This is a genomic window from Ureibacillus thermophilus (genome assembly GCF_004331915.1).
GTDB lineage: Bacteria > Bacillota > Bacilli > Bacillales_A > Planococcaceae > Ureibacillus > Ureibacillus thermophilus.
Genome location: NZ_CP036528.1, coordinates 1,936,638 through 1,952,103 on the forward strand (window position 1 = coordinate 1,936,638; position 15,466 = coordinate 1,952,103).

The window sequence follows — 15,466 nt, forward strand, 5'->3', positions numbered from 1 at the left end:
GCAAAATGAATTGCTTTTGCCACACAGTTTCCCTTGTTATAATAGTGAAAACTTCTACGTGAATAAACTGAAGAAAAGGTGTGTGAGAGATGGATTTAACGACAATTACTGGTCCATCCTTTTTAAAAAAGCTGAATAGACAACAGCTGGAAGAACTTGCTCAAAACATTCGAGATTTTTTAATTGAAAAATGCTCAAAAACCGGCGGACATATTGGACCAAATTTAGGTGTTGTAGAATTGACGATTGCATTGCATCGAGCTTTTAATAGCCCTTTTGATAAATTGTTATGGGACGTTGGACACCAAGCTTATGTGCACAAAATATTGACAGGAAGGGCGGGGCAATTTGATACCCTTCGTCAATATAAGGGATTGAGCGGGTTTCCGAAACGGGCGGAAAGCGTCCACGATGAGTGGGAAACGGGCCATAGCTCCACTTCCCTCTCTGCTGCGATGGGCATGGCTGTTGCGCGGGATATCAAAAAGGAAAATAATTATATTGTGCCCATTATCGGAGACGGCGCCTTAACTGGCGGTATGGCATTAGAAGCGTTGAACCATATCGGCCACGACAAACGAAGAATGATTGTCATCCTAAATGACAATGAAATGTCCATTGCACCAAATGTAGGGGCATTGCACAATATTCTAGGTCGTTTGAGAACTGCCAAGGAATATTCAAAGGCAAAAGAAGAGTTGGAATCATTAATGAAGCGTGTTCCAGTTTTCGGAGGAAAACTGGCTCAAGCCGCTGACCGTGTAAAAGACAGTTTAAAATATTTAGTCGTTTCCGGCGTGTTTTTTGAGGAAATGGGCTTTAAATATTTGGGTCCGATTGATGGCCATGATTTCGACGCTTTAGAAAAAACGTTGGAGTATGCAAAAAAAGTAGAAGACCGCCCTGTGCTTGTCCATGTTGTCACGAAAAAAGGGAAAGGGTACAAGCCGGCGGAAGAAGATAAAATCGGAACATGGCATGGGACGGGGCCATATAAAATTGAAACAGGCGCTTTTGTAAAGAACAATGCCAAAGGCCCTTCTTGGTCTAGCTTAGTTTCAGAGACGGTCAGAAAATTAATGAAGGAAGACAAACGAATTGTTGCCATTACCCCTGCGATGCCAGTAGGTTCTAAAATGGAAGGCATTCAAAAAGATTTCCCTGACCGCTTTTTTGATGTAGGCATTGCAGAACAGCATGCAGCGACAATGGCGGCGGGGCTTGCAACACAAAAAATGAAGCCGTTTCTAGCGATTTATTCCACATTTTTGCAACGGGCTTATGACCAAGTTTTGCATGATATCGCACGCCAAAAATTGAATGTGTTCATTGGCATCGACCGGGCAGGGCTTGTTGGTGCAGACGGCGATACCCATCAAGGTGTATTTGACATCGCCTTCTTGCGGCATATTCCGAATTTAGTCATTATGATGCCAAAAGATGAAAATGAAGGTCAACATATGGTGAAAACGGCCATTGAGTATAATGATGGACCGATTGCTCTTCGATATCCGCGCGGGAATGGTCTTGGGGTTCCTCTAGATGAAGAATTGCAAACGATTCCAATCGGCACATGGGAAGTGTTGAAAGAAGGAAAAGACGCAGCTATTATAACGTTTGGTACAACCATCCCTATGGCAATGGAGGCGGCGGCGGAACTCGAAAAGCAAAATATCCACGTAAAAGTGATAAATGCAAGATTCATAAAACCGTTGGATGATGAAATGCTTCATGATCTCATGAGGCAAAATATCCCGATTTTAACGATTGAAGAAGGGGTTTTAAACGGCGGTTTTGGCAGTGCTATATTGGAATTTGCCAGCGATAATAAATACAATCATGTTGAAATTGAACGGATGGGCATCCCTGACCGTTTTGTCGATCACGGCAGCGTTGATTTATTGCTCGAAGAACTGCACATCACGAAAGAAGAAACGATTGCCCGCATTGAATATTTAGTGAAAAATCAAAAGAGATTAGGTAAGAAAACAGTATGACAAAGACGCAAAAAGAACGAGTAGATGTGCTGCTTGTGGAACGGGGATTATTTGAAACCCGTGAAAAAGCAAAAAGAGCAATTATGGCGGGCATAGTTTTTTCAAAGGAAGTTCGGATTGATAAGCCGGGGGAAAAAATCCCGATTGATGCGCCTTTGGAAGTAAAAGGGGAGCACTTAAAATATGTAAGCCGCGGCGGGTTGAAGCTGGAGAAGGCATTAAAAGAATTTGATTTAAATGTGGAAGGAAAATTAATGTTGGACATCGGCGCTTCCACAGGAGGATTTACTGATTGCGCTCTTCAAAATGGTGCAAAACATTGCTATGCCTTGGATGTAGGATCAAACCAACTCGCTTGGAAATTGCGGAAGGATGAACGGGTTACAGTAATGGAGAAAACCAATTTCCGCTATTCCAAACCGGAAGATTTTACAAAAGGCTTGCCGGATTTTGCGACGATTGACGTATCTTTTATTTCTTTATCGCTGATTTTGCCTGTTTTATATAATATATTGCTTCCGGATGGTGATGTGGTAGCCCTTGTCAAACCGCAATTTGAAGCAGGAAAAGAAAAAGTCGGCAAAAAAGGCATTGTACGCGATCCAAAGACCCATCTTGAAGTGTTGGAAAACACGGCAAAAATGGCAACAGAAACAGGATTTGTCGTGAAAAATGCAACTTACTCGCCGATTACAGGTGGAGAAGGCAATATTGAATTTTTATTCCATTTGAAAAAAGCGCAGGATGGACACGAAATCACGCCATTTACAGACTATAAAAAAGTCGTAGAATTGGCGCATCAAGAATTGAAATAAGCAAAGCAGGGAATGGCATCGGTCATTCCCTATTTTTACTTGAGGTATTATAAAATATAATGTTAGTATAAATATACATTTATATTCATTAAGAGGTGTATCTATGAGCAAAGGTCAAAGGCATATGAAAATTCGTGAAATCATTGCGAATAATGAAATTGAAACGCAAGACGATTTAGTGGAAGCTTTAAAAGAAGCTGGATTTAATGTGACTCAAGCAACGGTTTCAAGAGACATAAAAGAACTTCATTTAGTAAAAGTTCCGCTTCCAGATGGCCGATATAAATACAGTTTACCTGCTGACCAACGATTCAACCCATTGCAAAAATTGCAAAGAGCATTAACCGATTCTTTTATCAGCATCGACGGGGTGGACCATTTTTTAATGCTAAAAACTCTTCCAGGCAACGGCAATGCGGTTGCAGTATTAATTGATCATCTGGAATGGCCGGAAGTCTTAGGGACGCTATCAGGAGACGATACGATTTTAATTATCGTCAGGGAAGTGGAACATCGAGAAGTTATTAAGCAGCGAATTTTAGATTTACTGTAATTTGAGGTGGTCCGTTTGTTAAAAGAATTAAATATACGAAATTTCGCCATTATTGAAGAATTGACTGTGCATTTTGAAAATGGCTTAACCGTTCTTACGGGAGAAACCGGGGCAGGAAAATCCATCATTATCGATGCGGTTCATCTCCTTTGCGGCGGACGAGCCAGCCAGGAATTTGTTCGACATGGTGCGAAAAAGGCAGAACTAACCGGACTATTTTTTGTTCCTGACCATCATCCTGCCTTTGAAAAATTGACGGAAGCAGGAATTGAACAAGAAGAAGGAACCATCATTTTGCGAAGGGATATTAATGATAATGGAAAAAGCATCTGCCGTGTGAACGGAAAATTGGTGCCATTATCCATTTTGCGGGAAATCGGCTCAACTCTTGTGGACATTCACGGCCAACATGAAAACCAAGAATTGATGGATGAAAAGCGCCACATCGATTTGCTGGATCAATTTGCCGAGAAACAATTGCAGCCGATTAAAGAAAAATATCAGCGTTTATATGAAGAATATCGGGCATTAAAAAAAGAAATGAACGCCATTAATATAAATGAACAACAAATAGCCCAACGCATTGATTTATACCAATTCCAAATTCAAGAATTGGAAGATGCCAAATTATCGGTAAAAGAAGAAGAAGAGCTGCTCGAAGAACGGAAGCGGCTTCAAAACTTCCATAAAATATACGAACATGCCATCAATGCCTATGAAGCCATCTCCGGTGAAATGAAGGGGCTTGATTGTATTGGAGATGCCATGAGCGCTTTAGAAGATATCGTTCCGTTAGATGAACAGTTCAGCGATTCTTTTGAAGCGGTCTCCTCTTCCTTCTATGCCCTGCAGGATGCTTCTTATCAAATAAAAAATATTATTGACGAACTTGAATTTGATCCGGAACGTTTAAATGAAGTGGAATCCCGTCTTGCTCAATACCAATTATTAAAAAGAAAATACGGAAGCACGGTAGAAGAGATTATTTCATATTATGAGAAAATCAAGGAAGAATTAAATACCCTTTTACATCGTGATGAGGCCATTCAGCAAAAAGAACAGCAGCTGAGAAAAATGGAAGCGGAATTAGACTATTTATGCGATGAATTGACAAAAGTGCGGAAAAAATGTGCAGCAGTATTAAGTGAAGCGATTATGAATGAACTTCGTGATTTACATATGGAAAAAGCGAAATTCATCGTCCAGTTCGAGCGTTTACATAATTTCGACATCAATGGGAAAGACTATATATCATTCTATATATCCACCAATGTTGGCGAACCGCCTAAATCTTTGCCAAAAATTGCTTCTGGTGGAGAATTGTCGAGAATGATGTTGGCATTAAAAACGATTTTTTCATCTAAATCACAAATTACATCTATTATTTTTGATGAAGTGGATACTGGTGTGAGCGGAAGAGTAGCTCAAGCAATCGCTGAAAAGATTGCCAATATTTCTTTAAACTCTCAAGTATTATGTATTTCCCACTTGCCGCAAGTAGCCGCTATGGCAGACCAGCATTATTTAATTTCAAAACAAGTGGATCATAACCGTACCTTCACAACAGTTGAAAAAATTGAAGAAGAAAAACGCGTCGAGGAAATTAGCCGCATGATGAGCGGTGCTGAAATTACGGAATTAACCCTTCAACATGCTAAGGAATTATTGCAATTAGCAAGCGAAAAGAAACGTACAATTCGCCAATTGGCATCCAATTAAGTTCCGGCTGAATGAAAATCGTTCACCTTTTTACTGAATTTGAAAGTACCTAAGCGACAAATATTTACCTCACATTATTAAAAGGCCAGCTACACATAGTAATGTTACAAACAATTTAGGAGGTGGACTATGAAATGCCGTTTGCGTAACTTGCTTGCTTATCTATTGTTGATGTTCGCCCTTTTATCACCTTCTGCTGTAGCTGAAGCCAAAAAATTAATACCAATGGGTGAATCGATTGGAATACAAATGGAATTGCCATTTGTCTATGTTGCCCACGATGTGTTGCTGCCAAATGGCCAATGGCTGAAAAAAGGGGATATTATAAAAGAAGTCAACGGCAAAAAGATTGATTCGCTGGAAAAGTTTGAGGAATTCATATCAGGAGAAGAAATCACCCTGACCATCGAAAAAGGTACCAATCAAAGCAGAACGATTAAACTGACGAATGATCAGGCAAATAATATTCTTCCCTTTCTAAAAGATGAAACGGATGGCATTGGGACATTGACCTTCATCGATCCTGAGTCGAAAGAATACGGAGCATTAGGTCATCAAATTATCGATGGTGTTTTAAACAGGCCACCTGAATTTACAGATGGTTCTATTTTTTTAGCTTCCATTGAGCAAATCAAAAAGTCCAGCCCAGGGAACCCCGGTTATAAAATATCAGTCATCAATACGGATGATATTCGCCTTGGAAATATTGACTCGAATGAATTGTACGGCATTTTTGGCCACTGGGAATCTGATATAAATCAAATTATGCGTAAACCTATAGAGATTATGTATGATGACGAAATTCAATTAGGAAAAGCTGAACTATTAACTGCCATTGAAGGGTCAAAGGTCGAATCCTTTCAAATAGAAATCGTAAAAATTGAAGACAATTATTTGCAGTTTGAAATAACGGATCAAAACCTGTTATCTAAAACCGGCGGCATTTTGCAAGGGATGAGTGGAAGTCCGATTTTACAAAATGGAAAGTTTGTAGGCGCTGTAACCCATATGTTTGTCGAACAACCTGCTAGAGGTGCAGCCATTACCTTATCAGAAATGCTAAAGAAGAAACCGGATTAGTATTGAAAGACTACATCAGCGGTATCTGATGTAGTCTTTTTTTGATTTTTTTATTGAAATTATACGATGGAAAATTTTCTAAAAGAACAAAATTTGTCAAATCTGAGAGAATCTTTACGACTACTTGCTTATTTTTCTGTTTGATGGAAGGTATTACTAAAAAAATGTCGAAAAGAATATTGTCAAAACTATGACATATTGATGTAATAAAAATGCATTTTTTGGGAGAAGGTCTAATAAGGGGGAATTTGCATTGTCAAAAATTAGGGTTGCTATTGCCGATGATAATCGTGATCTAGTAAAAACAATGGAACAATATTTCGAAAATCATTCAGACATTGAAATTGTTGGGACTGCATCGAACGGGAAATTGTGTCTAAATATGTTAGAAGAATGCAAACCGGATATTTTATTGCTGGATATCATTATGCCTCATCTGGACGGTTTAGGAGTACTTCAAGAAATGCATAAAGATGATTGTTTCCTCGATACACAAGTGATCATGTTGACGGCTTTTGGACAAGAAGACGTCATGAAACAAGCCGTTACATACGGAGCTTCCTACTTTATGTTAAAACCTTTCGAGTTTGAACAACTTGTACAAAAAATATTGCATTGTGCAAATCAAAAAAGAGAATCTATCAAAAGACATAGTGTTTTACAGCCTGAAACAACAGGAAAAGTCAATCAGCGACAATTGGATACAACCATTACATCCATTATTAAGGAAATTGGCGTTCCAGCGCATATCAAAGGCTATGCTTATTTAAGAGAAGCGATTCAAATGGTCTATCACGATATAGATTTATTAGGTTCTGTAACGAAAATTTTGTATCCAGAAATTGCGAAAAAATTTGGAACAACACCATCTCGAGTGGAGAGAGCCATTCGTCATGCTATTGAAGTGGCATGGAACCGTGGAAATTACGAGTCCATCTCTCAAATGTTCGGATATACTGTCCACCATTTAAAGTCGAAACCTACGAATTCAGAATTCATTGCAATGATTGCTGATAAAATTCGCCTTGAATTAGTAGCTTCATAAAATGTTTCAAACCGTATTATGTGTCTTTTCACCTAAAGAAAGCGAGAAATGTTTCAAATTAAATTTTTAAGGGGTACTTTTTGCTTATGGTCACCTCTTTTTTGGGGTGACTTTTTGCTTTTCTAAAAATGACGATTTTATATTATATTAAAAGCAAGGAAATATGAGGTGACTTTATGGTGCGAATATTTTCTAATGAGTATTTCGAATTGGTTCAAGAAAACGAAAAAGTCTTTATTCGAACCTTTCAGAAAGGTTTTCCCTTAAAAGATTTTGATAAAATCATTCGAATGGTCGCAAGGTTTAAGTTAACAAATTTTTCTAACTTAAAAAATGCATTGCAAGATGAAACACAGACATTGATGGAAATCGGGATATGGCTGCCGCCAATGGAAATCGATATTTCCAAAGATAAAATGAAAGCATATTTAGTTGTACACGATTCCGAAATTTTAAAAAATGAAAAAGAATTTTTAAAAAATTTAAACGATTTACTTGAAAAAAATAAAATTGTTTATGGCATTAAAAATATTGATATTAGTTCAATTGTTCCCGGCAAAGCGATTCTTATTGCAGAAGGAACCGAACCAGTTAAAGGTGAAGATGCCAAAGTAACTTATTTAAAGTTGCCAGAAAGAAAACCGGTCATTCGCGAAGATGGGCGTGCAAATTATTTTGATATGAATTTCATTTTTGAAGTTAATGAAAATGATTGGTTAGGAGAAAAAATTCCAGCAAAACCGGGGATTACTGGAAAGAATATTTATGGTGAAGAGATACCTGCACCACCTGGAAAAGATAAGCCCTTAAAATATGATCGTCATTCTGCTTATGAAGTGGAAGAAGACGGAAAAATTGTCATCCGTGCTTTAAATAAAGGGGTAGTAGAAGAAAAACAAGGATTATTATATATCAATAATCATTTGCCTATTTATGGCGATGTTGGATTGGAGACGGGAAACATCAATTTTGATGGTTCCATCACGGTTAGAGGAACAATCCAAAGAGGCTTTTCATTAGTTGCGACCGGCGATATTTCCATTGAAGGATTAGAAGGAGTGACAGGTGCAAAACTCATTGAATCCAGAAATGGCGATATTTACATAAAAGGAGGCATCTTTGGATTAGGCGAAACAAAGGTAATAGCTGGCGGGAATATATATGTAAAACACGTTAATGAAGCCAGTTTACGTGCCAAAAAAAATATTGTCATCGGATTGTATTCTTTAAACTCCCATTTGCAAGCGGATTCAATTTTATTAGATGAGGGAAAGGGCAAAATTATTGGCGGAACTGCAGTTGCCAAAAATCGAATCGTGACAGCGATTTCTGGAAACCGCTTCGAAAGGCGCACCGAATTAATTGTTCAAACGGTCAATCGGCAGGAAAGTTATAAAATCATGCAACAAAAAGCAGCATTATTAAAATCAATGCAGGAAGAAATACTGAAATTAACAGAGAAAATTGAAAAATTTTCCGCTTTAAAAGAACGCATGACCCCAGTTCAATTAAAGAGGGTGAAGGAATTACAGGAAGTATTGGAAGACAAAAAGCAACAAATGATGCAGGTCGAACATGAAATTCAAGAGTTGATTGAAAGTTTAAAGTCAACAGGGACTGGAGAAATTATTGTTAAAAAGGAAGCCCATCCAGGCACATTTATTCAAATAGGAAATAAATCATCATTATTAACCCATTTGACAAAAGGCCGATTTATGCTGGAAAAGGGCGAATTAAATGTATAAAAAAGCGTTCAGGGAAGAAGCTTTCTTTCTTTGAACGCTTTTTTTGCCATTTATTGTTTCATTTCTTTTGTTTCCTCTTTCTTTTGGAATCTCGGTGCTACCCTTCCTCTTTTACGGTCTCTATGCAATAAATAGCCCGCAAAAAAGCCAATTCCAATAACGCTGAAGATGACTCCTGCTAAAAATTGGAGCCATAACCATGGAAATGGAGATATTAAATTGCCGTACAATGTATCTCTCATAAATTTAATCCCTGCACCTGCGATCAATGCTGGGATTAATAAGACGATAAATGCTATTAAACGGGCCATGAAATTAACCTCCTTCGCAATTACTTCAATTTTACATTGTAAAAAAATCCTGTCAAGTTTCGACAAAAAAACGCCCATAATTTATTGGAGTGATTCATATAAATTATATTAGGAATATATTTCCTAAAAAGAATGAATAATCAGAAAATTGGGAAAAGAAGGTTTTCAATATTTCTAGTTGATAAATAGCAAAATTAAAAGTATTGTAAAGAAAAAAGATGTTACAAAATAGAAAATTTTAAAACGAAGCAGAATTTTTTGTTCATTGTGTATTTGGAGGGGATAATGATGGAAATTTTTAAGTACATGGAAAAGTATGATTACGAACAATTGATTTTCTGTCATGATAAAAATTCTGGTTTAAAAGCAATTATTGCCATTCACGATACAACTCTAGGCCCAGCTTTAGGCGGAGCACGAATGTGGCCTTACAAGTCAGAGGAAGAGGCGATTGAAGATGCTTTGAGGCTCGCCCGGGGAATGACCTATAAAAATGCAATAAGCGGCTTAAATCTCGGCGGAGGAAAAACAGTCATCATCGGCGATCCGGCGAAGGATAAAAATGAAGAAATGTTTCGTGCACTAGGCCGGTATATACAAAGTTTAAACGGCCGCTATATTACAGCAGAAGATGTGGGAACAACTGTAGAAGATATGGATATCATTTATGAAGAGACCGATTATGTAACGGGTATTTCACCGACTTTCGGCTCATCCGGTAACCCTTCTCCTGTAACCGCTTACGGCGTGTATTTAGGGATGAAAGCGAGCGCCAAAGTAGCCTTTGGAAGCGACAGCTTAAAAGAAAAACGCATCGCTGTGCAAGGTTTAGGAAACGTTGCTTATCATTTATGTAAGCACTTACATGAAGAAGGTGCAAAGCTGATTGTGACAGATATTAATCAAGAAAGAGTGGAACGGGCAGTCAAAGAATTTGGCGCTATTGCTGTAGAACCGAATGAAATTTACGAACAAGAAGTGGATATTTTCTCCCCATGCGCCCTTGGAGCGATTATCAACGATGAAACAATTCCGCAATTGAAAGCGAAAGTCATTGCCGGTTCTGCCAACAATCAATTAAAAGAATCCCGCCATGGGCAAATATTGCATGAAAAGGGCATTATTTATGCACCAGATTACGTCATCAATGCAGGCGGTGTCATCAACGTAGCGGATGAATTATACGGCTATAACAGAGAACGGGCGATGAAGCGGGTGGAAACAATTTATGATACTTTGATGAAGATTTTTCAAATGTCAAAAGAAGAAAATATTCCAACTTATCTAGCAGCCAATCGCATAGCAGAAGAGCGAATCAACAGCGTATTAAAATCTAGAAAACAATTTTTGCAAAGAGAAAAAAATATTTTAAGCAAAAGAACATTATAAGTGCTTAACGAGATTGATTTTGATTTGGAGGGGTGGCTATGGCTAGAGAATATGATTTGGTGATTATTGGTGGAGGAACGGGAGGATATGTGGCGGCAATCCGTGCTGCGCAATTAGGTCTAAAAACAGCTGTTGTTGAAAAAGAAGATTTAGGGGGCACCTGCCTTCATAAAGGTTGCATCCCGACGAAAACCTTCTTAAGAAGCGCTGAAATCTACAGAAATGCAAAAAATGCGGAACTTTTCGGAGTGGAAATTTCCAGTTTCCATTTGAATTTAAAGCAAATGCAGGAGCGCAAAATAAACGTAATAAACCAGCTCCATCAAGGAATCAAAGGGCTGATGAAAAAAGGAAAAATCGATTGCTACTATGGTACGGCAAGGCTTTTAGGCCCATCGATTTTTTCTCCCATTGCAGGGGGAACGGTTTCCGTTGAAATGAATGACGGTTCTCCAAATGAAATGCTCTTGCCAAAATACATCATCCTGGCCACAGGAGCCAAGCCACGCCCTTTCCATGGTATAGATTTTGACGGTAAAAGGATACTCAATTCCGATCAAATGCTCGATTTAGAAGAGCTTCCGAAATCCATGCTTATTGTCGGAGGCGGCGTAATCGGTATTGAATGGGCTTCGTGTTTAAGCGATTTTGGCGTGGACGTAACGGTACTGGAATATGGAGATCGTATTTTACCTCAAGAAGATGCATCTATATCAAAAGAACTGGAAAAACAGATGAAAAAAAGAGGTATTCAAATTGTTACCAATGCAGAGATAATTCCTTCCTCCATTGAAAAAAATATCCATTCAGTAAAACTTATTGCAAAAGTCAAAGGTGAAGAAACACATTATGAAGGGGAACAAATGTTAATTTCCATTGGACGGATTGGAAATATTGAAAATCTTGGACTTGAAAATACCGAGATTGAAACCGAATCTTCCTTTATCAAAGTGAATGATGTTTATCAAACGAAAGAAAAACATATTTACGCAATAGGAGATTGCATTGGCGGCATGCAGCTCGCCCATGTGGCAACGAGCGAGGCGATTGCTGCCGTGGAACATATTGCTACAGGGAAGAAGAAAACTGTAAATTACCGCAATATTCCCCGCTGCATCTATTCCTTCCCAGAGGTCGCAAGCATCGGGTTAACCGAAGAAGAGGCAAAGAACCTTGGAGCAGATGTCAAAATCGGCATTTTTCCATTCCAAGGTGTTGGGAAAGCGGTTGTTTATGGTGAAACAGAAGGCTATGTCAAAATCATTGCCGACAAACAAACGGATGATTTGCTTGGTGTACACATGATTGGGCCGGACGTGACAAATTTGATTTCTGAGGCATCCCTTGCATTTCTATTGGATGCGACGCCTTGGGAAATCGGTGAGGCAATCCATCCGCATCCGTCCTTGAGTGAAGTGTTTTATGAAGCAGCATTAGCGGCGGAGGGGAAAGCAATTCATTTTTAACTTTGTTCCGTGAAAGGGGAGTATGTCAATGAATGATTTGCATCATAAAGAACTGGGCTTGACGGACGAAGACGTGATAAAGATGTATGAAACAATGCTTTTAGCCCGGAGATTAGATGAACGAATGTGGCTGTTAAACCGCGCCGGTAAAATCCCTTTTGTAATTTCTTGCCAAGGTCATGAAGCAGCTCAAGTAGGTGCGGCCTTTGCTCTAGAACCAACAAGGGATTATATTGCTCCATATTACCGGGATATGGGCGTTGTACTGCATTTCGGTATGACGCCGAGGGAATTGATGCTATCAGCCTTTGCAAAAGGGGAAGATCCAAATTCAGGCGGAAGGCAAATGCCGGGCCATTTTGGCTACAAAGCAAAGCGCATTTTAACCGGCTCCTCGCCTGTGGCTACCCAAGTTCCACATGCAGTGGGAGTGGCGTTGGCAGGAAAATTGCAAAATAAAAACTATGTTTCCTTTGTAACCTTAGGCGAAGGTTCAACAAACCAAGGGGATTTCCATGAAGGAGCGAACTTCGCCGGCGTTCATAAATTACCTGTCATCATGATGGTTGAAAATAATCAATATGCCATTTCCGTACCAGTGGATAAACAACTTGGAGGGAAAGTGGCTGACAGAGCTCTTGGATATGGAATGTATGGGGCTTCTGTAGATGGCAGAAATCCTTTAGCCGTTTATAAAGTGATGAAAGAAGCGGTGGAAAGAGCCCTTAAAGGGGATGGGCCAAGTTTGATTGAAGCGGTGACCTATCGATTGACGAGCCATTCTTCCGATGATGATGACAAGTACCGTTCCAGCGAGGAAGTGGAGAAAGAAAGAGCCAATGATCCGCTTTTGCTTTTTGGAAAGTACTTAACGGATGCAAATGTGGCGACAAAAGAAACCCTTGAAGAAATGAATGCCAAAGTGATGGATATCGTAAATGACGCAACCGACTATGCCGAAAAAGCACCTTATGCACCCCCAGAACATGCGTTGAAATATGTTTATTGGGAAGGGGATGAATAAAATGGCGGTATTATCCTTTATTGAAGCAATCCATTTGGCGATGAAGGAAGAGATGGAGAGAGATGAGCGGGTTTTTATTTTAGGGGAAGATGTCGGCAAAAAAGGGGGCGTATTTAAAGCGACTCAAGGATTGTACGAACAATTTGGAGAATGGCGCGTACTGGATACCCCCCTATCAGAGAGCGCCATCGCTGGTGTAGCCATTGGCGCTGCGATGGTGGGAATGCGTCCCATTGCGGAAATGCAATTTGCCGATTTCATTTTGCCGGCTGTAAACCAAATTGTATCGGAAGCGGCAAAAATTCGTTATCGTTCAAACAATGATTGGAATTGCCCGATTGTAGTTCGAGCGCCTTTTGGTGGGGGGATTCACGGCGCGTTATACCATTCCCAGTCTGTGGAAGCTCTTTTTGCCAACACGCCAGGGCTGAAAATTGTCATTCCTTCCACTCCATATGACGCAAAAGGATTGCTTAAAGCGAGCATCCGTGATGAAGATCCGGTTCTATTCTTTGAACATAAAAGGGCCTATCGGTTAATTAAAGGGGAAGTGCCCCTCGATGATTATGTGCTTCCAATCGGAAAAGCGGATGTGAAAAGAGAAGGAGAAGATATAACTGTCATTACTTATGGCCTTTGCGTCAATTACGCCCTCCAAGCAGCAGAACGCCTTCAAGAGGATGAAATCAGTGTGCATCTATTAGATTTGCGCACCGTATATCCTTTAGATAAGGAAGGGATTATAGAAGCTGCAAGCAGAACAGGAAAAGTGCTTCTTGTGACGGAAGACAATAAAGAAGGCAGCGTAATGAGCGAAGTAGCGGCCATTATTGCAGAACACTGTTTATTTGAATTAGATGCACCTATTATGAGACTCGCTGGACCAGATGTTCCGGCAATGCCTTATGCGCCGACAATGGAAAGATTTTTCATGATCAGTCCTGAAAAAATTGAGCGGGCGATGAGGGAATTAGCCGCATTTTAGGGGGGATTTTATGTCAGTGGAAAAAGTTTTGATGCCTCAATTGGGAGAAAGTGTAACAGAAGGAACAATTGAAAAATGGCTCGTCAAACCTGGAGAGTTTGTAAAAAAATACGAGCCGTTAGCGGAAGTGTTGACAGATAAAGTGAGCGCCGAAATTCCCTCTTCATTTACGGGTACGGTGAAAGAAATCCTCGGAAAAGAGGGGGAAACATATCCTGTTGGAGCGGTCATCTGCACGATTGAAACAGCTGAGGAAAAGTCATCGAACATCAGTGAAGCGATTCGCAATGCGACAAAATCTACTGTAAAAGTAAAATACAATGAATCAGGTTTTAGCGAATTCATTCCAAAACAAAAAAGCCGTTATTCTCCGGCGGTATTGAAACTGGCGAGCGAACATCAAATCGATTTAGAAAAAGTTGCAGGGACGGGACTCAATGGCCGAATTACAAGAAAAGATATTTTAAAATATATCGAATTGAAAAAAGAGGAAGGTAGTGTTGCAGTTCACAATCCAACAGCGGAAACGGTTCAATCCCAGCCATCAATCCCTGCACCATCAAAACCAATTGAAATCGAAGCAAGCGCTGGCGATGTGGAGATTCCAGTATCGGCTATTCGCCGCACGATCGCCAATAACATGGTTCAGAGCAAAGAAGAAATTCCCCATGCTTGGATGATGGTGGAAGTGGACGTAACGAATTTAGTGAAATATCGCGAATCCATCAAGACGCAATTTAAAGAAAAAGAAGGATTCAACCTCACGTATTTTGCCTTTTTTATCAAAGCTGTTGCACAAGCATTGAAGGAATTTCCGATGCTCAATTCTGTTTGGGCGCAAGACAAAATTATTCAAAAAAAGGAAATTAATATTTCCATTGCCGTAGCAACAGACGATGCCCTTTATGTGCCGGTCATCAAAAACGCCGATGAAAAATCCATTAAAGGAATTGCAAAAGAAATCCATGAACTCACGCAACACGTGAAAAATGGCACATTAAAAAGCGAACATATCCAAGGGGGAACATTTACGGTCAATAATACCGGAACTTTTGGTTCTGTCCAATCGATGGGTATTATCAATTATCCACAGGCAGCGATTTTGCAAGTGGAAGCCATTGTAAAAAGGCCGGTCATCATCGATAATATGATAGCCATCCGGGATATGGTGAATTTATGCTTATCGATCGACCATCGAATTTTAGATGGATACGTTTGCGGAAAATTTCTTAATAGAGTAAAAAATATTCTCGAAAAAACAAAATATTCCGAAAAAACAGTTTATTAATAATTTAAAGAAGCCTTGTAAATCAAGGCTTTCTTTAATTTTTGTACTT

The 15,466-nt window shown here is 39.5% G+C and carries 13 protein-coding genes; 12 read left to right on the forward strand and 1 reads right to left on the reverse strand.

What is annotated here, in order from left to right; genetic code table 11:
- Positions 1-89 precede the first annotated feature (89 nt).
- The 7 genes from dxs (at position 90) to DKZ56_RS09610 (ending at position 8,954) form a co-directional block, all read left to right on the forward strand.
- On the forward strand, positions 90-1,997 hold the full coding sequence (gene dxs / locus DKZ56_RS09580) for a 1-deoxy-D-xylulose-5-phosphate synthase (RefSeq protein ID WP_208649788.1): 1,908 nt from the start codon (positions 90-92) through the stop codon (positions 1,995-1,997).
- Positions 1,994-2,812: a TlyA family RNA methyltransferase gene (locus DKZ56_RS09585; protein ID WP_208649789.1), complete on the forward strand. Its 819-nt coding sequence runs from the start codon at positions 1,994-1,996 to the stop codon at positions 2,810-2,812. The genes dxs and DKZ56_RS09585 overlap by 4 nt, the downstream gene beginning before the upstream one ends.
- Positions 2,813-2,915: 103 nt before the next feature.
- Complete coding sequence (gene ahrC / locus DKZ56_RS09590) at positions 2,916-3,365, forward strand: transcriptional regulator AhrC/ArgR (RefSeq protein ID WP_208649790.1); 450 nt, start codon at positions 2,916-2,918, stop codon at positions 3,363-3,365.
- Between the two features lie 15 nt (positions 3,366-3,380).
- The gene (recN, locus tag DKZ56_RS09595) at positions 3,381-5,084 is read left to right on the forward strand and encodes a DNA repair protein RecN (RefSeq protein WP_208649791.1); all 1,704 of its coding nucleotides are present in this window, start codon (positions 3,381-3,383) and stop codon (positions 5,082-5,084) included.
- 129 nt (positions 5,085-5,213) lie between these two features.
- On the forward strand, positions 5,214-6,164 hold the full coding sequence (locus DKZ56_RS09600) for a SpoIVB peptidase S55 domain-containing protein (RefSeq protein ID WP_208649792.1): 951 nt from the start codon (positions 5,214-5,216) through the stop codon (positions 6,162-6,164).
- Positions 6,165-6,417: 253 nt separating this feature from the next.
- Positions 6,418-7,209: a sporulation transcription factor Spo0A gene (gene spo0A / locus DKZ56_RS09605; RefSeq protein ID WP_208649793.1), complete on the forward strand. Its 792-nt coding sequence runs from the start codon at positions 6,418-6,420 to the stop codon at positions 7,207-7,209.
- A 176-nt stretch (positions 7,210-7,385) separates the two neighbouring features.
- Positions 7,386-8,954 carry a flagellar assembly protein A gene (locus tag DKZ56_RS09610; RefSeq protein WP_245989403.1) on the forward strand — a complete coding sequence of 523 codons (1,569 nt, stop codon included), beginning with the start codon at positions 7,386-7,388 and terminating at the stop codon, positions 8,952-8,954.
- 50 nt (positions 8,955-9,004) lie between these two features.
- On the opposite strand, the gene DKZ56_RS09615 is transcribed toward DKZ56_RS09610, so the two are convergent.
- A complete protein-coding gene (locus DKZ56_RS09615; protein WP_208649794.1) occupies positions 9,005-9,265 on the reverse strand; it encodes a DUF2627 domain-containing protein in 261 nt (86 codons plus the stop codon).
- 288 nt (positions 9,266-9,553) lie between these two features.
- On the opposite strand from DKZ56_RS09615, the gene DKZ56_RS09620 reads away from it, so the two are divergent.
- The 5 genes from DKZ56_RS09620 to DKZ56_RS09640 are packed head-to-tail and all read left to right on the forward strand — an operon-like array spanning position 9,554 to position 15,417.
- Complete coding sequence (locus tag DKZ56_RS09620; RefSeq protein WP_208652223.1) at positions 9,554-10,654, forward strand: Glu/Leu/Phe/Val dehydrogenase dimerization domain-containing protein; 1,101 nt, start codon at positions 9,554-9,556, stop codon at positions 10,652-10,654.
- A 38-nt stretch (positions 10,655-10,692) separates the two neighbouring features.
- Entirely contained in the window at positions 10,693-12,120 is a 1,428-nt protein-coding gene (gene lpdA / locus DKZ56_RS09625; RefSeq protein ID WP_208649795.1) for a dihydrolipoyl dehydrogenase, read from the forward strand.
- A gap of 28 nt (positions 12,121-12,148) precedes the next feature.
- Positions 12,149-13,144: a thiamine pyrophosphate-dependent dehydrogenase E1 component subunit alpha gene (locus tag DKZ56_RS09630; protein WP_208649796.1), complete on the forward strand. Its 996-nt coding sequence runs from the start codon at positions 12,149-12,151 to the stop codon at positions 13,142-13,144.
- 1 nt (position 13,145) lies between these two features.
- Entirely contained in the window at positions 13,146-14,129 is a 984-nt protein-coding gene (locus tag DKZ56_RS09635; protein WP_208649797.1) for an alpha-ketoacid dehydrogenase subunit beta, read from the forward strand.
- A 10-nt stretch (positions 14,130-14,139) separates the two neighbouring features.
- Positions 14,140-15,417: a dihydrolipoamide acetyltransferase family protein gene (locus DKZ56_RS09640; protein WP_208649798.1), complete on the forward strand. Its 1,278-nt coding sequence runs from the start codon at positions 14,140-14,142 to the stop codon at positions 15,415-15,417.
- The last annotated feature ends 49 nt before the right edge of the window (positions 15,418-15,466 follow it).